The sequence below is a fragment of the Streptomyces sp. NBC_01304 genome (assembly GCF_035975855.1).
Taxonomy (GTDB): Bacteria; Actinomycetota; Actinomycetes; order Streptomycetales; family Streptomycetaceae; genus Streptomyces.
Genome location: NZ_CP109055.1, coordinates 9723670 through 9742034 on the forward strand (window position 1 = coordinate 9723670; position 18365 = coordinate 9742034).

Here is an 18365-nt window from a genome sequence, read left to right on the forward strand (position 1 = left end):
CCGGCCGCGCACAGCGGCTCCGTACGCGCCACACACCCGCGCGCCCGGATGACGGAGCCGCCTCAGCCCGGCGACACGAACCCAGACTCGTACGCGGCGATGACCGCCTGCGTCCGGTCCCGCGCCCCCAACTTGCCCAGGACCGCGCTGACATGGGACTTCACCGTCTCGGTGCCCACCACGAGCTGCCCGGCGATCTCCGCGTTGGACAGGCCCCGAGCCATGAGCCGCAGCACGGCCGCTTCCCGGTCGGTCAGCGCCGCCCGGTCCATGTCGGCGCGGGCCCGGGCATTGCCGTACTCGGCGGCCAGCGAGCGCACCGCGGCCGGGAACAGCAGCGACTCGCCCTCGGCGACCAGCCGGATGGCGTTCACGATCTCGGCGGGCCTGGCCCGCTTGAGCAGGAACCCGTCGGCTCCGGCGCGCAGGGCCTGGTAGACGTATTCGTCGTTCTCGAAGGTCGTGACGACGACGATCTTCGGCGGCCGGTCCACGGTGCGCAGCACCGCGCGCGTGGCCTCGATTCCGTCCATCAGCGGCATCCGTACGTCCATCGCCACCACGTCCGGCCGCAGCTGCCGCACCAGCGGGATCACGGCGGCCCCGTCGGCGGCCTCGCCGACCACCTCGATGTCGGGCTGCGCGTCGAGGACGGCCCGCAGGCCCGCGCGTACTAGGGGCTCGTCGTCGACGAGGAGGACTGTGACCGGCACCCCGGAAGCGTAGTTCAGGTGATCGGCAGCTCGACGTGCACCTGCCACTCGTCCTCGTGCGGCCCGGTCCGCGCCCGCCCGCCGAGCAGCGCCGCCCGCTCCCGGATGCCGCGCAGACCGCTGCCGGAGCCTGGCCCCTGGGCGGCCCCGGCGAGCGGGTTGGTGACGAGGAGATCGAGGCGGCGGTCGGCCACCGCGATCCGCACCCGTACGCCCGCCTCGGCGTCCGAGTGCCGCAGCACGTTGGTCAGCGCCTCCTGCAGGATGCGATAGCCCTCGCGGGAGACCGGTCCCGGCACCTGCTCGATGGGCCCGGACACCTCCGCGTCGACCTTCGCGCCCGACGTACGCGCCGAGTCGAGCAGCCGGTCCGCGTCCGCGAGCGTGGGCCGGCTGCTCGGCGGCCGCTCCGCCTCGCGCAGCACGAGCAGGACGCGCTCCAGGTCCTCCAGGGCGGCCCGGCCGGTCTCCTCGATGGCGCCCAGGGCCTGGTCCGTGAACTCCGGGCTGCCGGCCGCGCGTGCGGCGCCCGCCTGGACGACGGCGACGGTCAGGGCGTGGCCGATGGAGTCGTGCAGTTCGCGGGCGATGCGATTGCGCTCCAGGAGCTGCTCGGTGCGCTCCTCCAGGTCGGCGAGGCGCTCGGCGGGGGAGGGGCCGAGCAGACGGCGGGCCGCCATGGTCATCAACTCGCCCGCGCCGGCCATGAGATGGATCAGGGCGAGCAGGACCACGGGGACGAGCAGGCCGTACGCCCAGTGGTCTCCGGCCGGATCGACGACCGAAGCCGTGTCGCCGACCTGACCGGTCGCGGCCCCGACGAGCCCCAGGGAGAGCGCGAGGAGTTGGACCGTGACGACGCCGACGGCGCCGCCCACTTCGAGGCGCAGCACCAGCCAGACCGCGGTGCGCGCCCGGTCGCGCCAGGAGGCGGAGGGCAGGGCCACGATGCCGGCGGCGCCCCGCACGCCCGTCCCGTCCTGCACGCGCGCGTGCGGGCCGGGCAGCAGCATGATCCGGGCCTGTATGCCCTCGGCGACACGCATGGCGGGAACGGTCGCCGCGAGCAGCAGCAACGGGACCGGGATCTGCGCGGCCAGGATCCAACTCACCGGTGAGGAGCCGGGAAAGACGAACCCGGAGATGACGACCACGGCCACACCGACCAGCATGTGCAGCCACCGCGTATAGGTGACGGCGCGCGTCACCGGCCGCAGCAGGGCGCGCAGCAGTTTGCGCGGCAGTGCCGAAGGCCGGGTTGGTCGGTGCAGGTCAGGCATCCGTCCATCCTGTCAGCGGGCACTGACAACCGGCTCCCCCGCACGGGGGAAACGGTCTCCACCGCCGGGGGAGGCCCCGCACCCGGCCCGGCCGCGAGGCTGAAGCCATGACAAGCAGCGACGCCACCTTCGACGCCACCATCGAGGTCCGTGAACTCACCAAGGAGTACGGCAGTACCCGTGCCGTCGACTCCCTCACGTTCACCGTGGAGCCCGGCCGGGTCACCGGCTTCCTCGGCCCGAACGGCGCCGGCAAGTCCACCACGATGCGCCTCGCCCTCGGCCTGGACCGCCCCACGTCCGGCACCGTCACCATCGGCGGCCGCCCCTACGCCGAGCTGGACCAGCCCCTGCACCACGTGGGCGCCCTCCTCGACGCCCAGGCCGCGCACGGTTCACGCACGGCCCGCAACCACCTGCGTGCGCTGGCCGCGAGCCATCGCATCCCCTTCCGGAGGGTGGACGAAGTCCTGGCGGAGGCGGGCCTCGCGGACGTGGCGGGGCGGCGCATCAAGACGTACTCGCTCGGCATGCGCCAGCGTCTCGGCATCGCGGCCGCCGTGCTGGGCGACCCCAAGGTGGTCATGCTGGACGAACCCTCCAACGGACTCGACCCCGAGGGCATCATCTGGATCCGCGAACTGATGCGCCGCCTCGCCCGCGAGGGCCGCACGGTCCTGGTCTCCAGCCACCTGATGAACGAGACGGCCACCTTCGCCGACCACCTCGTCGTCCTCGGCCGCGGCCGGCTCCTCGCCGACACCCCGATGCAGGACTTCATCGACGCCCAGGTGCAGCCCCGGGTCCGGATCCGCACCTCCGACGACGCCGCCCTGCAGCGCCTGCTCGAGGCACAGGACTACAGCCTCGTACGCGACGACGAAGGCCGCTGGATCGTCGGCAACGCGCGCGTGCAGGACATCGGCCCACTCACCGCCCGCGCGGGCATCCCCATCCTCGAACTCGCCGCGGAGGAGGCCACATTGGAGGCGGCCTACCTCGCGCTGACCGCCGACGAGGCGCAGTTCGCCTCGCGCCCCACCACCGCTGCCCTGGCTCAGGAGGCCTGAGATGTCGACCACCGCCGTGCTCCACTCCGAGTGGATCAAGCTCAAGTCGTTGCGTGCCACCGCCGGATCGCTGATCTGCGTCTTCGCGGTCACGCTGGCCATCACCGTCCTGGCCACGGCCACGATCGGACAGGAGGAGGCCGACAACGCCGACTTCGAGGCCGTGTTCAGCGCCTTTTACGCGCTCAACTTCGGTCAGATTGCCGCGATCAGCTTCGGCGCGACCGCCCTGTCCTCCGAGTACCTGAACGGCGCCCTGCGCATCTCGCTCGCCGCGGTCCCCGACAGAACGCTCTTCTACGCGGCCAAGATGGCGGTCGTTGGCGCGCTCGCCCTGGTCGTCGGGCTCGTCACCAGCTTCGCCACGTTCCTCGCCGGGCAGGCCTTCATGGGCGAGTACGCCATCGGCCTCGGTGATCCGGGCGCGCTGCGGGCCTGCGTCGGAGCGGGCGTCTACCTGGCCCTGATGGCCCTGTTCGCGGCCGGGCTCACGACCGTGCTGCGCAGCGGGGTCGCCGTCCTCAGCACGCTGATCCCCTTCATCCTGATCGTGTCCTTCGTCGTCGGCGACGTGGCGGGCGGCGTCGCCGACTACTTCCCCGACCGCGCCGGCCAACAGATCCTCCACCAGGACCCGGTGGGCAGCCTCGGCCCCTGGACCGGGCTGGCCGTCACCGCGGCCTGGACCGCCGCCGCCCTGCTGGCCGGCTGGTGGTCGCTGCGCCGCCGCGACGCCTGAGAGCCCTGCTGCCGAACCCCCGCCCGAGCACCGGGCGTTGCCCCGAGCCCGCCTGACGGACAGCCAATTGTCAGTGGCAGCCGGTTTACTTGGGGCCATGAGCAGCACCACCGCAGATCACCTAGCCGCAGTCGACCTGCTGCGCACCCGGGACCTCCCCGAGGAGCGCGGCAGGTCTTCCGCCGGTTCGTGGGGCCCTGGCTATGTGATCGCGGAGCTGCTCACCAGCGAGGACTTCTGGGACGAGGACCTCACTCTGGTCGAGGAGGTCGAGGAGCAGTACGACGCGGAGCTCACCGCCCTCGCCTTGGTGCTCACCGAGCGCTGGGGTCCCCCGGACATCTTCAGCCTCTGGAGCCTGGCCACCCGAAGTGCCTCGGGCGAGCACATACCCGACCCCTGGTCGGAGCTGAGCATGTCCGTCGCCAACCTCCACCTGTGGCAGCGCGACGGCCGCTGGATAGCCCTCGGCGTCGGCCAGCAGGACCGGGAGCTGCCCTTCCAGCTGCTTGCCGTGGCGACGACGGTCGACCCGCCCTGAAGCCGCCACCGGGCACCCGCACCGGATACGATCACTCCGCCATGCAGATGAATGCCACCTACACCAGTCTCGTCGCGGTCGGCGACTCCTTCACCGAGGGCATGTCCGACCGGCTGCCCGACGGCTCCTACCGCGGCTGGGCCGACCTCGTCGCCGCCAAGATGGCGCGCGTCGAGCCCGGCTTCCGGTACGCGAACCTCGCCGTGCGCGGCAAGCTCATCGGCCAGATCGTCGACGAGCAGGTCGACGTCGCCGCCGCGATGAACGCCGACGTGATCACCCTCGTCGGCGGCCTCAACGACACCCTGCGCCCCAAGTGCGACATGGGCCGGGTGCGTGCCCTGCTCGGCGAGGCCGTCGAGAAGCTCGCCCCGTCCTGCAAGCAGCTCGTCCTGATGCGCAGCCCCGGCCGGGAGGGCCCGGTCCAGGCGCGGTTCCGGCCGCGTATGGAAGAGCTCTTCTCGTACGTCGACGAGCTGGCCGCCAAGCACGGCGCGGTCGTCGTCGACCTGTACGACACCGTGCTCGGCGACCAGCGCATGTGGGACGTCGACCGCCTGCACCTCACCGACGAGGGCCACCGCCGCGTCTCCGAGGCGGTCTGGGAGACCCTCGGATACGAGCCCGAGGACGACTGGCGGGCCGCCCTTCCGCCCTCGGTCCGCCCCGGCTGGACGGCCCGCCGGGCAGCCGACGCCCGCTTCGCCCGGGAGCACCTCGGCCCGTGGATAGGGCGCCGCCTGACCGGCCGCTCGTCGGGGGACGGGCGCAGTGGGGCGCAGTTCGACGCGGCGACGGGGCAGGGCTTCTGGATCACTCCGGCCGACGATGCGGATCCGGGGCCGGTGACTGGCTGGCGCCGGGCCTGATTTTCCCCGCCCCGCCCCGCCCCTTCCCGTAAGTCTTCGACGACCGGGGCTTCGCCCCTGGACCCCCGGATCGGCCTTCGGCCTCTGTCCTCAAACGCCGGACGGGCTGGAGAAATGCCGGACGGGCTGGAGGAGGTCCCCTCGTAGCTTCCGACGAACAACCCGCCGCGCCGACCTGCGCAAACCGCCAAGTAGACTGGCCCACTGTGACTGCTGCTAAGCCCCGCATCCCGAACGTCCTGGCCGGCCGCTACGCCTCCGTAGAGCTCGCCGCCCTGTGGTCCCCCGAGCAGAAGGTCAAGCTCGAGCGCCAGCTCTGGCTCGCCGTGCTGCGTGCCCAGAAGGACCTCGGGATCGAGGTGCCGGACGCCGCCCTCGACGACTACGCCCGCGTCCTCGACACCGTCGACCTCGCCTCCATCGCCGAGCGCGAGAAGATCACCCGGCACGACGTGAAGGCCCGCATCGAGGAGTTCAACGCCCTCGCCGGCCACGAGCACGTACACAAGGGCATGACCTCCCGTGACCTCACCGAGAACGTCGAGCAGCTGCAGATCCGCCGCTCCCTCGAACTGGTCCAGGGCCGCACGGTCGCCGTCCTCGCCCGCCTCGGCAAGCTCTCCGCCGAGTACGGCGAGCTCGTCATGGCCGGCCGCTCGCACAACGTCGCGGCCCAGGCCACCACCCTCGGCAAGCGCTTCGCGACCGCCGCCGACGAACTCCTCGTCGCGTACGGCCGCGTCGAAGAGCTCCTGGGCCGCTACCCGCTGCGCGGCATCAAGGGCCCGGTCGGCACCGCCCAGGACATGCTCGACCTGCTCGGCGGCGACGCCGACAAGCTCGCCGACCTGGAGCAGCGCATCGCGCGGCACCTCGGCTTCTCGCAGGCCTTCACCTCGGTCGGCCAGGTCTACCCGCGCTCCCTGGACTACGAGGTCGTCACCGCACTCGTCCAGCTGGCCGCCGCCCCGTCCTCGCTCGCCAAGACGATCCGGCTGATGGCCGGGCACGAGCTGGTCACCGAGGGCTTCAAGCCCGGCCAGGTCGGCTCGTCCGCGATGCCGCACAAGATGAACACCCGCTCCTGCGAGCGCGTCAACGGCCTCATGGTCATCCTGCGCGGCTACGCCTCGATGACCGGCGAGCTGGCCGGCGACCAGTGGAACGAGGGCGACGTCTCCTGCTCGGTGGTCCGCCGGGTCGCGCTGCCCGACGCGTTCTTCGCGCTCGACGGCCTGCTCGAGACCTTCCTCACCGTGCTCGACGAGTTCGGCGCCTTCCCGGCCGTCGTCGCCCGCGAGCTCGACCGCTACCTCCCGTTCCTCGCGACCACCAAGGTCCTGATGGGCGCCGTACGCGGCGGAGTGGGCCGTGAGGTCGCGCACGAGGCCATCAAGGAGAACGCCGTCGCCTCCGCCCTCGCCATGCGCGAGCAGGGCGCCGAGCGCAACGAGCTCCTGGACAAGCTGGCCGCCGACGAGCGCATCCCGCTGGACCGCGCCCAGTTGGACGCCCTCATGGCCGACAAGCTGTCCTTCACGGGTGCGGCGGGCGGCCAGGTCGCGGCCGTCGTCGCGCGCATCGAGGAGATCGTGAAGCAGTACCCGGAGGCCGCGGCCTACACACCCGGAGCGATCCTCTGACCCGCTTCACTCGCGAAGAACTCGAGGCCGCCCGCGACCGCGTCATCCCCGACGTGGTCGCGGGCGGCCTTCGCGTCCTGTTCTGCGGCATCAACCCGGGCCTCCTCTCCGCCGCCACGGGCCACCACTTCGCCCGCCCCGGCAACCGCTTCTGGCCGGTCCTGCACCTGTCCGGGTTCACGCCACGGCAGCTACTGCCCGCGGAACAGGACGAGTTGCCGGCGTACGGCCTCGGCATCACGAACGTGGTGGCCCGCGCCACCGCCCGCGCCGACGAGCTGAGCGCCGAGGAGTACGTCGAGGGCGGCCGTCTGCTGGACGCCAAGGTCGGGCGCCTGCGGCCCGAATGGCTCGCGGTGGTCGGCATCACCGCCTATCGCGCGGCGTTCGGCGAGAAGAAGGCGGGCATCGGCCCGCAGGAGCGCACCGTCGGCGGCAGCCGGGTCTGGGTGCTGCCCAACCCCAGCGGCCTGAACGCGCACTGGACGGCCGCGACGATGGCCGAGGAGTACGCGCGGCTACGGGTCGCGGCGCAGGCGCAAGACGCCCCCTAGGGCCTGTCCGGCGGATCTTCGCGGGCCCACGACGCCTGGCACGCGCCCCCAGCCTCCGGCCGGGGGTGCCCCCGCTCGCCGCACGCCCGAATCACCCAAGTACGTCCAGTACGAGGGCGATCCGGGCGCACGCCGAGAGCACGCACCAGACGCCGCGGGCTCTTCCGCGAAGATCCGCCGGACACGCCCTGGCCCCAACAGCGCGTGCCGTACCCCCAGTTGGCGACGCCACCCTGTGCAGCGGCCTGCCCCAGCGGTATGCCGGAGGCAGGCCCGCACGGCGCGGGTGCCGAGTGAGAGGGGCCCGCCATGTGGACTGCCGCATTCTGGAAGGACACGGCCGAGCGTGCCGTGCGCACCTTCGCCCAGGCACTGGTCGCCGTGCTGACGGCGGGCGCGACGAACCTCCTCGACGTCGACTGGGTCGCGGCCCTCTCGACGGCAGGCATGGCCACACTGCTCGCCGTCCTGACGGCGATCGGCCTCAGCGCGCGCAAGGCGGCCGAGCCGCAGCCGGCCGGAGGGGCGACCACGGGAGGGGCGGTCAATCCCTAGGGGAGGGTCTGGCCGCGCACGGGCCGCCCGCCCGCCAACTCCAGCCGCTCGCCCCGGAATCGCTCCCGCAGCCTCCGGTCGTGCGACACGACGACCAGCGTGCCCGCGTACGAGGCGAGTGCCTGTTCCAGCTCCTCCGCCAGGGCGGGGGAGAGGTGGTTCGTCGGCTCGTCCAGGAGCAGCAGGTCGGCCGGGCGGGTCACCAGGCGGGCCAGTGCCAGACGGCGGCGCTGGCCCACCGAGAGGCCCTTGACCGGGACGGTGAAGTCCTCCTCGCGGAACAGCCCGAGCGCGAGCAACTGCTCGGCATGGTCCTCGGGCAGCCCGCCGAGCCCCGCCGCGAAGGCGTCAAGGAGGGGCGAGGGGGAGTCCTCGTACGGCACCTCCTGCGGCAAATGGCCGACCCGGACCGGGAGTTGGGCGGTGCCCCGGTCCGGCTCCAGCGTGCCCGCGAGTACGCCGAGCAGCGTCGACTTGCCCGCTCCGTTCGGCCCCGTGACAAGCAGCCGCGCACCCGGTTCGAGGCGCAGCGCGGCCACGGCCAGACGCTCGCCCACCGCGATGTCCGTCAGCTCGACCGGCCGGAGGAAGGGATGCGCGCCGCCCTCCACATCGGCGGCGAACCGCAGCGGGTCGGGCGGCCGGGGGACGGGGTCCTCGTGCAGCCTGCGCAGCCGCTCGCGGGCGTTGCGCACGACGCCGGAGATCTGCCCCTCCACGGAGCGCTGGTGCTTGGTGAACGCGGTCCGTTCGCTCATCCGCCAGCCCGTGGCGAGGCGCGCGGACGAGCTCTCGGCGATCCGCTCCTGGCGTGCCACCTCGTCGGACCACTCGCGGTGGCGCTGCTCCCAGCGGTGCCGTTCGGCGGTGCGCTGGGCGAGGTAGCCGGACCAGCCGCCGCCGTACCGGGCCACCGTCCGCCGGTCGCCGTCGACCTCCACGATGGCGCCGGCGACCCGGTCGAGGAACAACCGGTCGTGGGTCACCGCGACCACCGTGCCCCGGTGCCCGCGCAGCCGCTCCTCCAGCCAGCCGACGGCCGCCGCGTCGAGGTGGTTCGTCGGCTCGTCGAGGAGGAGCAGCTCGGGCGCCGGAGCCAGGACGCAGGCGAGGGCGAGACGTGCCGCCTCGCCTCCGGACAGGGAGCCGAGGCTGCGCTCGCGCCCCAGATGTCCCGCGCCCAGACCGTGCAGTGCCGCGTCCAGGCGGGCGTCCGCCCGATAGCCGTCCCGTGCCTCGAAGGCCGCCACGAGATCGCCGTACTCCGTGAGTTGGCGCGCGGACGCCGAGCCCAGCGACTCCTCGGCCGCCCGGATCCGCCGCTCCAGGTCGCGCAGCTCGGCCAGCGCCTCGTCCACCGCGTCCCGCACCGTGGCATGCGGCGGCAGCGCGAGGGTCTGGGCGAGATGGCCGGTGCCGCCGTCCGCGGACACCGCCACCTCGCCCTCGGCGGGCACGGCACGGCCCGCGATCAGGTCGAGGAGCGTGGACTTGCCCGAGCCGTTCTCGCCGATGACGCAGACGTGTTCACCCGGCCGCACCGACAGCGAGACATGCTCGAGCACGGGACGCTCCGGATAGCCGAACGACACCTCGCGCAGCACGAGTTGACTCAAGGCGGTCCACCCCCAACAGGTCCGATCAGGCGGGCTGTCCGAACAGCTCCCGCAGCACATCCTCCATGGTGACGAGACCGGCGAGCCGGCCGTCCTCGCCGAGCACCGCCGCCACATGGGTCCGGCTGCGCCGCATCGCGGTCAGCACGTCGTCCAGCGGCGTGGCCTCCCGCACCCGGGCGATCGGCCGCATGTCCCGTACCTGGAACGGCAGATCGCGCGGCGTCACCTCCAGGGCGTCCTTGATGTGCAGATAGCCGACGATGCGCCGGCCGTCGTCCACGACGGGGAAGCGGGAGAACCCGGACTGCGCCGACAGCTCCTCCAGCTGCTCCGGCGTCACCCCGACCCGCGCGTACACCAGGCGCTCCAGCGGCAGGACGACGTCCTTGACCGGGCGCCGGCCCAGCTCCAGCGCGTCGTGCAGCCGCTCCTGGGCGCGGTCGTCGATGAGGCCCGCGTCCGAGGAGTCCTTGACCATGCGGGCGAGCTGGTCGTCCGAGAAGGTCGCCTCCACCTCGTCCTTGGGCTCCACCCGCAGCAGCTTGAGCAGCGCGTTGGCGAACGCGTTGATCGTGAAGATCACCGGGCGCAGCGCCCGGGTCACCGCGACCAGCGGCGGGCCGAGCAGCAGCGCGCTGCGGACCGGCTCGGCCAGGGCGATGTTCTTCGGGATCATCTCGCCGAGGAGCATGTGCAGATACGTCGCCACGGCGAGCGCGATCACGAACGAGATCGGGTGGATCAGCCCCTCGGGCATCCCGATGCCGTGGAAGGCGGGCTCCAGGAGATGCGCGATCGCGGGCTCGGCGACGATACCGAGGATCAGCGTGCACAGCGTGATGCCGAGCTGGGCCGCCGCCATCAGGTGCGACACGTGCTGCAGGCCCCACATCACGCTGGTGGCCCGCCGGTCGCCCTGTTCGGCGTGCGGCTCGATCTGGCTGCGGCGTACGGAGATCAGCGCGAACTCGGCGCCGACGAAGAAGGCGTTGACGACGAGCGTCGCCAGGCCGATCAGCAACTGCATGGCGATCATCGCTTGCCCTCCTTCTTCTCGTCCGAGTTCTCGCTCTTGCTCGCGTTCTTGCTCTCGTTCCTCTTCTCGCGCCTGCTCTGCCTGCCGTGTTCTTCCTGTACGTCCTCGTCCTCGGGGGCCGGTGCGTGCAGCAGCACACGGGCCGCGCGTCGGCCGGAGGCGTCCACGACGTCCAGGCGCCAGCCGGCCACCTCGACCCCGTCCCCGACGGCGGGGATGTGGCCCAGCTCGGCGGCGACCAGACCCGCGAGGGTCTCGTACGGGCCGTCGGGCGCGCGCAGGCCGATCTTCTCCAGCTGGTCGGTACGGGCGGCGCCGTCCGCCGAATAGAGGCGGCGGCCCTCGGCGTCCTCACCGGCCGGGGCCAGGTCGGGCGTCTCGTGCGGGTCGTGCTCGTCGCGGACCTCGCCCACGACCTCCTCGACGATGTCCTCGAGGGTGGCGACGCCCGCCGTACCGCCGTACTCATCGATGACCACGGCCATCGTGCGCTTGCCGGAGATGCGGTCGAGCAACCGGTCCACGGTGAGCGACTCGGGCACCAGGAGCGGCTCCCGCATCAGCTCGGAGACGGGGTAGCGGGCTCGGCGCTCGGCGGGAATGGCCAGCACGTCCTTGATGTGGGCGACGCCCACGACCGAGTCGAGGCTGCCCCGGTACACCGGGAAGCGGGACAGGCCCGTCGCGCGGGTCGCCGAGGCGACGTCCTCCGCGGTGGCCTGCACATCGAGCGCCATCACCTGTACGCGCGGCGTCATCACGTTCTCCGCGGTCAGGTCGGCCAGATTCAGGGTGCGTACGAACAACTCGGCGGTGTCCGCCTCAAGCGCACCCTCCTTGGCGGAGTGCCGGGCGAGCGCGGCCAGCTCCTGCGGGCCGCGCGCCGAGGCGAGCTCCTCCGCGGGTTCCATGCCGAAGCGGCGCACGGTGTGGTTCGCCGTGTTGTTCAGGTGGCGGATCAGCGGGCGGAAGGCGGCGCTGAACCAGCGCTGCGCCGTCGACACCCGCTTGGCGACCGCCAGCGGCGAGGAGATCGCCCAGTTCTTCGGCACCAGCTCGCCGATCACCATCAGCATGATGGTGGAGAGCACGGTGGCGAGGATCAGCGCGGCCGACTCGGCCGTGGAGCGGGACATGCCGAGCGCGTCCAGCGGCCCCGCCAGCATCTTGCCGAGCGAGGGCTTGGCGAGCATGCCGATGACGAGGCCGGTGACGGTGATGCCCAGCTGGGCGCCGGAGAGCTGGAAGGTGAGGCTGCGCACGGCCTTCAGGGCGCTGTCGGCGCCCCGCTCGCCCTCGGCGGCGGCCCGCTCCAGGGTGGAGCGCTCGACCGTCGTCAGGGAGAACTCGGCGGCCACGAAGATGCCGCAGGCCAGCGTCAGGAGCAGAGCCAGAGCGAGCAGAAGCACTTCGGTCATCGGGTCACCTCCGTCCCATGATCGGCCAGGGCGGGGGTGAGTGCGCGATATCGGGTACTGGGAGGCTCGCCCATGGGCGGACGCTCACACCTTTCATTGGTAAGGATGCTGGTCCCACCATGGTAAAGGGTGGGCAAAGTAGAGTGCGCCCAATTTTGCCGGCCCCGGGGCGCGAGGGTCGGTGGGCGCGGTGTCGCTCAGTCGGTGAGCGGCTTCACCCAGCGCCGCCAGTGCTCCTCGGGGTGGTAGCCGGCGGCCCCCCAGGCCTGGTGCGCCGTCTCGTTGTCCACCAGGACCATCGCGTCGCCGCGCCGCCCGCCGAGACGTACGAAACGCTCCTCCGCCGCGGTGAGCAGCGCCCGGCTGATGCCCTGCCGGCGGTGGCCGGGGTGGACCGCGAGCCGGTAGAGCGAGCAGCGCCAGCCGTCGAACCCGGCGATGACCGTCCCGACCAGCTCACCGTCGCGCTCGGCGAGGATCAGCGCCTCGGCGTCGCGGGCGACCAGCCGCTCCACCCCGTCGCGGTCGTCGCTGATGCTGGTGCCCTCGGCGGCCGTCTTCCAGAAGGCGAGCACGGCGTCGAGGTCGGCGGGGGTGGCGGAACGCAGGCGCAGATCTGTCATGCGCTCATCCCATCACCGGGCCGGGGGCCGCGGCGCGGGTTTCCGGTATGCGGACACGACCCCCGGCCTCGACGCTCACTTGCCGCGCAGCGCCTCGATCACCGGGCCGAAGGCCTCCATGAAGTCGTCTAGCACGGTGAGGTACGAGAATCCGTAGCGCTCCCGCAGCGTCAGCACCTGGTCGATGACCTCGTCCCGGGTGCCGACGAGGGTGAGCGGCAGGGCGAGGACCTCCTCCGTGGTCAGGTCCGGCAGTCTGGACGCCAGATCCGCCACCGCCGCGGACGGGTCGTCGGTGATCGCCACGAACTGGAGGAGCAGATTCAGCTCGGCGGGTTCGCTGCGCCCGGCCGCCGCCTCGAACTCCCGGTAGCGGGCGACGCGTTCGTCCAGCTCCTCCGGGCTGAGCGGGATCAGCTTCCCGCCGGGCCCGTCCGTGCGCGCCGCCGGGAAGGCGGCGGTCTGTGCGTGCCGGGCGGTGAGTTTGAGCATGCGGTCGCCGTTGGCGCCGATGAGCAGCGGCGGACGGGGCCGCTGGACCGGTTGCGGCCGGTGCTCGTCGGAGCCGAGCAGCCGGTCCAACTCCTCGATGGTGCGCTGCAGATGGGTGACCCGCTCGCCCGGCGTTCCCCAGGGCAGCCCGGCGCTGTCGTGCTCCGCCTGGACGTAACCGGTGCCGAGGCCCAGTTCGAGCCGGCCGCCGGTGAGCGCGTCCGTGGTGGCCACCTCGCGGGCCAGGAGAGCAGGGTTCCAGAATCCGGCGTTGAGCACGAAGGTGCCGACCCGCGGGCGCTCGGTGGCCTCGGCCGCGGCCACCAGCGCCGGAAACGGCGCGGGCATCCCCAGATGGTCCGGGACGAGGATCACGTCATAGCCGAGTTCTTCCGCCCTGCGGCACTTTGCCCGCCAATCGGCCTCGGTCGACGCGTTGAGCATATTGATCCCGAAACGGAACGGTCGCGGCATGAACTCTCCCTGCCCGTACGTGAATTGAGTGTCCCCTGAAGGCTTCTGTCCCCCGATCCTGCCATCGTGCCGCGGTCCCCGCACGGGGTGGGTGAGGCGCCTGTGACGCCTGGGACTGCGGTTCGTATCATGTCCACTCCAACGAGCGGGGAGGCCCACACCCATGGAAGAACTGGCTCCGGACGAGCCCAGGGAGATAGCCGGTTACCGCCTCCAGGCACGTCTCGGTCAGGGCGGCATGGGCGTGGTCTATCTGTCGCACACGCGGGGCGGCCAGCCCGTGGCCCTGAAGGTCGTGCGCCGCGAGTACGCGCAGGACCCGCTGTTCCAGCAGCGGTTCACCCAGGAGGTGGCGGCCGCCCGCCGGGTCCAGGGGCCCTACACGGCGCCGGTCCTCGACAGCCGCACCGACGGCAGTGAACTGTGGCTCGCCACGGCGTACGTTCCCGGGCCGCCGCTCTCCGTCGCGGTGGGCCGGCACGGTCCGCTGCCCCTCGCGTCGGTGCTCAAGCTGATGGGCGGCATCGCCGAGGCCCTGGTCACCATCCACGGTGCCGGCGTGGTGCACCGCGACCTCAAGCCGTCCAACGTCCTGCTCGCGGCGGACGGCCCGCGCGTCATCGACTTCGGCATCGCCCGTGCCGCCGACGCCGCCGGCCTCACCGGTACCAGCGTGGCCCTCGGCACCCCCGCCTACATGGCGCCCGAGCAGGCCATGGGCGGCGAGATCACCCCGGCCCTCGACGTCTTCGCGCTCGGCCTCATCGTGCACTTCGCGCTCACCGGCCAGCACGCGTACGGCGACGGGCCCTCGCAGGCGATCCTGCACCGCATCGTCGCCAACCAGCCCGAGCTGAGCGGCTGTCCGCAGGAGATCCGCGGCCTGGTCGAGTCGTGCCTGGCCAAGGACGCGGCCGCGCGGCCGACCCCCGCCGAGATCGTCGAGCACTGCCACGCGGTGGCGGGTGCGGGCGGCCTCGCACGCGGCGACGGCTGGTGGCTGCCGGCGGGCGTCGCGCAGGAGGTGGCCGAGCAGGAGCAGACCATGCATCTGCACGCCGCCGCGGCCGACCAGGCACGGCTGCCGACGCAGGCGTCCCCGGCCGCCCCGGGCACTCCGCCCCAACAGCCGCCCGGCGCCCCGGCGTTCGGACCCGGCACTCCGGGTCAGGGCGTACCGGGCCAGGGGGCTCCGGCCGCGTACGCGCATCCCGCCCAGCCCTACGCCCAGCCCGCGGCCCCCGCCTACTCCCCGGCCCCGCCCCCCGGTGGCCCCGCCGCGGGCGCGGCCACCACCTCCACGGCCGCGCCCAGGCCCCGCCGTACCGGCGTGCTCGTCGCGGCGGCCGTGGCCGGTGTCCTCGTCGTGGGCGGCGGCTCCGTGTTCGGCTACAAGATGCTGGCCGAGGACGGCGGATCCGACGACAAGAACAACTCGGCGGACCAGCAGAACGCCACGACCCGGCCGGGCGAAGACAAGTCGCCCGGCAGCGGCCAGGCCCCCACCACCCCGGCCGCCGGCGGCAACCAGGACCCCACGGAAGAACCCGTGGGCGACGTGAAGACCGAGGAGGGCTGGCGGCTGACCCTGCAGGACACCTCGGTCACGCTGCAGGGCCCCAAGCCCGCGTCGGGCGGCTACAACATGAAGTGCGACGCCAAGGCGGACACGTACATCATCGACGTGGACAACGACTTCAAGGTGACGCACCCCGGCAACATGAGTGCCGCCGAATTCCTGGGCGCCCTCGCCTACCACGCCTGCGAGGTCCCGGATCAGCTCGAGGGTCTGCAGACCACCAACGGCAACATCATGAACACCACCACCGAGGAGTTCCCCACCCCCGGTGAGTGCCGCAAGACCGCCCGTGCGAGCACCCTGCCCAACCCGATCCCGCTGAAGAAGCTCCGCGACAACTCGGTGCTCAAGCAGAACATGGGCCTGTGCATCGAGACCGCCGACAAGTCGGTGGCGCACCTGTGGATCCGGCAGATCAACGTGGACGGCCCCAAGGGGAGCGCGCTGCCCACCTATCTGACGACGGCGACGCTGTGGAAGCCCGAGCAGTAGCCGGTCCGTTCTTGCGGCGGGCCCTCAACTGACCGCATGCGCAAGGGGCGTACGACAGACATCACATCTGCCGTACGCCCCTCACGTATGCCCTTGTCCGTCTACTCGTGCGCGATCGCGACCAGCACGTTCATCCGCGCCGCCCGCGCGGCCGGCAGCAGCGCCGCCACCAATCCGACCACGACCGAGCCGAGCACCACCGCGATGATCGTGGTCCACGGCAGGGCCAGCGCCGTCATGCCCTCCAGGGCGAGCACCTGCTGGATGGCGAAGCCCCACACCAGCCCGAGCCCGAGGCCGAGCACCGCGCCGAACACGGCGATCACCACCGACTCAAGGCGGATCATCCAGCTCAACTGCCGCCGGGCCAGGCCGATCGCGCGAAGGAGACCGATCTCCCGGGTGCGCTCCACCACCGACAGGGCGAGGGTGTTCACCACCCCGAGCACGGCGATGATGATGGCGAGGCCGAGCAGGCCGTACACGAGGTAGAGCATCACGGCGATCTGGCCGCGGATCAGCTCCTTGTAGTCGGCCTGGTCACGCACCTGGACCTGCGGATACGGGTCGAGGACCTGCTCCAGGTCCTTGCGCAGGGCGTCCGCCTGGACGCCGTCCGCGGCGTTCACGTACAGCGCCGAGTCCTGCCCGTCCGGCAGGTACTTCCGCGCGGTGTCGAGCCCGACGAACAACCCGCCGTCGGTGCCGGGCCCGCTCGCCATGCCGTTGTCGGTGAGCGCGGCGACCGTCAGCTTGGCCTTCACCTTGCCCGGGAACTCCACGGGCAGGACGTCGCCCATCTGCACGCCGTGCTCGGTGGCGAACTTCCGGTCCATGCCGATCCGGTCGGGCGCGAGGACGGCCCGGGTGCTCCCGTCGACGTACGTGATCTTCGCGACGTCGTCGAGTCCCTTCTCGAACGCGCCCGCCGCCGAGCGCACCTTCTTCTCGTCGGGCAGCGTCACTTCGACCGGCGCGAAACGCTGGCGCACGACGAGGCCGGCGCTGTCGACGCCCTTCACCTTGTCGGCGATCTCGGCGGGGAAGGGCATGAAGTTCTGGTTCTGCACCACGAAGTCGGCGCCGAGCGTGCGGTCGATCTGCTGGTCGAAGGACTTCGACATCGACGCGCTCGCGATCGACAGGCCGCCCACCAGGGCGAGTCCCACCATGAGCGCCGCCGCGGTGGCGCCCGTGCGGCGCGGATTGCGCAGGGCGTTGCGCTGGCTCATCCGGCCGACCGAGCCGAACAGCGCGGGGAACGCCCCGCCCAGGACCTTGATCACCGGGCGTACCAGGAGCGGGCCCGCGATCACCGTGGCGATCAGGGTCAGGCCGACCCCGAGGCCGAGCAGGGACGCGGCATTGGAGGTGTCGTCGCTGGCCGCGCAGCCCACCAGGGCGGCGGCACCTGCAGCGCCGACGACGCCGCCCACGATCGCGCGTACCGTCAACGGCCGTCCGATACCGGTGACTTCGGCGTCGGCGAGGGCCGCCATGGGGGAGACCCGGGCAGCCCGCCTGGCCGGCAGATAGGCCGCGACGAAGGTGACCCCGACCCCGACCGCGTACGCCGCGACGGGAGTCACCCAGCCGAAGACCATCTCGGTCGACTTCAGGTTCATCCCGACCAGGCCCATCAGCTCGATCAGGCCGAGCGCGAGACCGACACCCAGGGCCAGACCCAGCGTCGATCCCACCGCGCCGAGCAGCAGCGCCTCCGTGAGCACCGAACGGCGCACCTGGCGGCGGTCGGCGCCCAGGGCCCGCATCAGGCCCAACTCGCGGGTGCGCTGGGCGATCAGCATCGAGAAGGTGTTGACGATCAGGAAGATGCCCACCAGGACCGAGACCCCGGCGAAGCCGAGCATCACGTACTTGATGACGTCCAGCGCACTGCCCAGGTCCGCCGCGGCCGACTCGGCCTGCTCGTCGGCGGTCTCCAGCTTGTACTCGGCGCCCAGTTCGGCGGCGAGGTTCTGCTTGAGCTGCTCGTCGCTGACGCCGGGTGCGGCCTCGACCGCGATGCTGGTGGCCTTCTTCGTGCTGCCCAGGAGTTTGGTCTGGGCGGTCGGGGTGTCCAGGAAGACCAGGGCCGCGCCGGGGTTGGTGGTGGTGAAGGTGGCGATGCCGACGATCTCGACCTTGAAGGAGCCCGGCTTGGCGAGCACGGTCAGGGTGTCGCCGATGTCCACGTGCTTCTTGTCCGCGGTGTCGGCGTCAAGGAGCGCCTCGCCTTCGCCGCGCGGTTCATGACCGTCCGTCAGCTTGACCGGGCTGCGCTCGGTGACGTTCCAGTTGGTGGCGATGGTGGGGGCGCCGGTGGTCGAGCCGACCGGTTCGTTCTCGCTGTCGACGACGGTGAGGTTCTCGACGCCCGCGTCGATCTCCGTCCTGGCGACGCCCTCCACGTCGGCGACGCGCTCGGCCAGGGACGCCGGGACGGTCGGGGTGATGCCCGAGGGGATCTGTTCCTTGATGCCTTCCTTCGGGCCGATCGCCACATCCGCCGAAGTGGAGGCGAAGAGCCGGTCGAAGGTGCGGCTCACGGTGTCGGAGAAGATCAGGCTGCCCGCGACGAACGCCACCGACAGGATGATCGCGAGGGCGGACAGGATCAGCCGCCCCTTGTGCGCGAAGAAGCTCCGCAGGGTTGCCTTCAGCACGC

The 18365-nt window shown here is 72.1% G+C and carries 16 protein-coding genes; 8 read left to right on the forward strand and 8 right to left on the reverse strand.

The window, feature by feature from the left end; genetic code table 11:
• Positions 1-62 precede the first annotated feature (62 nt).
• Together OG430_RS43310 and OG430_RS43315 are read right to left on the reverse strand one after the other, a co-directional pair.
• A complete protein-coding gene (locus OG430_RS43310; RefSeq protein ID WP_327358156.1) occupies positions 63-713 on the reverse strand; it encodes a response regulator transcription factor in 651 nt (216 codons plus the stop codon).
• Between the two features lie 14 nt (positions 714-727).
• On the reverse strand, positions 728-1993 hold the full coding sequence (locus tag OG430_RS43315) for a sensor histidine kinase (RefSeq protein WP_442816662.1): 1266 nt from the start codon (positions 1991-1993) through the stop codon (positions 728-730).
• Positions 1994-2100: 107 nt separating this feature from the next.
• Here OG430_RS43315 and OG430_RS43320 point away from each other — a divergent pair, with 107 nt between their 5' ends.
• The 7 genes from OG430_RS43320 (at position 2101) to OG430_RS43350 (ending at position 7964) form a co-directional block, all read left to right on the forward strand.
• Positions 2101-3063 carry an ABC transporter ATP-binding protein gene (locus OG430_RS43320; protein ID WP_327358157.1) on the forward strand — a complete coding sequence of 321 codons (963 nt, stop codon included), beginning with the start codon at positions 2101-2103 and terminating at the stop codon, positions 3061-3063.
• Position 3064: 1 nt separating this feature from the next.
• Positions 3065-3802, forward strand: a complete 738-nt coding sequence (locus tag OG430_RS43325) for an ABC transporter permease (RefSeq protein ID WP_327358158.1) — start codon at positions 3065-3067, stop codon at positions 3800-3802.
• 97 nt (positions 3803-3899) lie between these two features.
• Positions 3900-4343, forward strand: coding sequence for a hypothetical protein (locus OG430_RS43330; protein ID WP_327358159.1), 444 nt, complete (start codon positions 3900-3902; stop codon positions 4341-4343).
• A gap of 41 nt (positions 4344-4384) precedes the next feature.
• Positions 4385-5212 (forward strand): SGNH/GDSL hydrolase family protein, encoded by an 828-nt coding sequence (locus tag OG430_RS43335; RefSeq protein ID WP_327358160.1) that lies wholly within the window; start codon positions 4385-4387, stop codon positions 5210-5212.
• A 206-nt stretch (positions 5213-5418) separates the two neighbouring features.
• Positions 5419-6855 (forward strand): adenylosuccinate lyase, encoded by a 1437-nt coding sequence (purB, locus tag OG430_RS43340; RefSeq protein WP_327358161.1) that lies wholly within the window; start codon positions 5419-5421, stop codon positions 6853-6855.
• Positions 6852-7409, forward strand: coding sequence for a G/U mismatch-specific DNA glycosylase (gene mug, locus OG430_RS43345; protein ID WP_327359460.1), 558 nt, complete (start codon positions 6852-6854; stop codon positions 7407-7409). Before purB ends, mug begins: the two co-directional genes overlap by 4 nt.
• 309 nt (positions 7410-7718) lie before the next feature.
• Positions 7719-7964 (forward strand): holin, encoded by a 246-nt coding sequence (locus tag OG430_RS43350; protein ID WP_327358162.1) that lies wholly within the window; start codon positions 7719-7721, stop codon positions 7962-7964.
• On the opposite strand, the gene abc-f is transcribed toward OG430_RS43350, so the two are convergent.
• The 5 genes from abc-f to OG430_RS43375 form a co-directional block, all read right to left on the reverse strand.
• Positions 7961-9640 carry a ribosomal protection-like ABC-F family protein gene (abc-f, locus tag OG430_RS43355; protein ID WP_327358163.1) on the reverse strand — a complete coding sequence of 560 codons (1680 nt, stop codon included), beginning with the start codon at positions 9638-9640 and terminating at the stop codon, positions 7961-7963. The genes OG430_RS43350 and abc-f overlap by 4 nt on opposite strands.
• Positions 9606-10619 (reverse strand): hemolysin family protein, encoded by a 1014-nt coding sequence (locus tag OG430_RS43360; protein ID WP_327358164.1) that lies wholly within the window; start codon positions 10617-10619, stop codon positions 9606-9608. Before OG430_RS43360 ends, abc-f begins: the two co-directional genes overlap by 35 nt.
• A complete protein-coding gene (locus OG430_RS43365) occupies positions 10616-12037 on the reverse strand; it encodes a hemolysin family protein (protein ID WP_327358165.1) in 1422 nt (473 codons plus the stop codon). The genes OG430_RS43360 and OG430_RS43365 overlap by 4 nt, the downstream gene beginning before the upstream one ends.
• Before the next feature lie 197 nt (positions 12038-12234).
• A complete protein-coding gene (locus OG430_RS43370) occupies positions 12235-12660 on the reverse strand; it encodes a GNAT family N-acetyltransferase (RefSeq protein ID WP_327358166.1) in 426 nt (141 codons plus the stop codon).
• 75 nt (positions 12661-12735) lie between these two features.
• Positions 12736-13626, reverse strand: a complete 891-nt coding sequence (locus OG430_RS43375; protein WP_327358167.1) for an LLM class F420-dependent oxidoreductase — start codon at positions 13624-13626, stop codon at positions 12736-12738.
• A 163-nt stretch (positions 13627-13789) separates the two neighbouring features.
• Between OG430_RS43375 and OG430_RS43380 the strand changes: the two genes are divergently transcribed.
• Positions 13790-15697, forward strand: coding sequence for a serine/threonine-protein kinase (locus OG430_RS43380; protein WP_327358168.1), 1908 nt, complete (start codon positions 13790-13792; stop codon positions 15695-15697).
• Between the two features lie 101 nt (positions 15698-15798).
• On the opposite strand, the gene OG430_RS43385 is transcribed toward OG430_RS43380, so the two are convergent.
• On the reverse strand, positions 15799-18363 hold the full coding sequence (locus OG430_RS43385) for an ABC transporter permease (protein WP_327358169.1): 2565 nt from the start codon (positions 18361-18363) through the stop codon (positions 15799-15801).
• Between the last annotated feature and the right edge of the window lie 2 nt (positions 18364-18365).

Excerpts from the sequence above, each read along its gene's own strand:
- OG430_RS43315 (WP_442816662.1), bottom strand. The coding sequence starts at position 1,993 with ATGCCTGACCTGCACCGACCAACCCGGCCTTCGGCACTGCCGCGCAAA.
- OG430_RS43320 (WP_327358157.1), top strand. The coding sequence starts at position 2,101 with ATGACAAGCAGCGACGCCACCTTCGACGCCACCATCGAGGTCCGTGAA.
- OG430_RS43325 (WP_327358158.1), top strand. The coding sequence starts at position 3,065 with ATGTCGACCACCGCCGTGCTCCACTCCGAGTGGATCAAGCTCAAGTCG.
- OG430_RS43330 (WP_327358159.1), top strand. The coding sequence starts at position 3,900 with ATGAGCAGCACCACCGCAGATCACCTAGCCGCAGTCGACCTGCTGCGC.
- OG430_RS43335 (WP_327358160.1), top strand. The coding sequence starts at position 4,385 with ATGCAGATGAATGCCACCTACACCAGTCTCGTCGCGGTCGGCGACTCC.
- OG430_RS43350 (WP_327358162.1), top strand. The coding sequence starts at position 7,719 with ATGTGGACTGCCGCATTCTGGAAGGACACGGCCGAGCGTGCCGTGCGC.
- abc-f (WP_327358163.1), bottom strand. The coding sequence starts at position 9,640 with ATGTGCTGCGGGAGCTGTTCGGACAGCCCGCCTGATCGGACCTGTTGG.
- OG430_RS43360 (WP_327358164.1), bottom strand. The coding sequence starts at position 10,619 with ATGATCGCCATGCAGTTGCTGATCGGCCTGGCGACGCTCGTCGTCAAC.
- OG430_RS43365 (WP_327358165.1), bottom strand. The coding sequence starts at position 12,037 with ATGACCGAAGTGCTTCTGCTCGCTCTGGCTCTGCTCCTGACGCTGGCC.
- OG430_RS43370 (WP_327358166.1), bottom strand. The coding sequence starts at position 12,660 with ATGACAGATCTGCGCCTGCGTTCCGCCACCCCCGCCGACCTCGACGCC.
- OG430_RS43375 (WP_327358167.1), bottom strand. The coding sequence starts at position 13,626 with ATGCCGCGACCGTTCCGTTTCGGGATCAATATGCTCAACGCGTCGACC.
- OG430_RS43380 (WP_327358168.1), top strand. The coding sequence starts at position 13,790 with ATGGAAGAACTGGCTCCGGACGAGCCCAGGGAGATAGCCGGTTACCGC.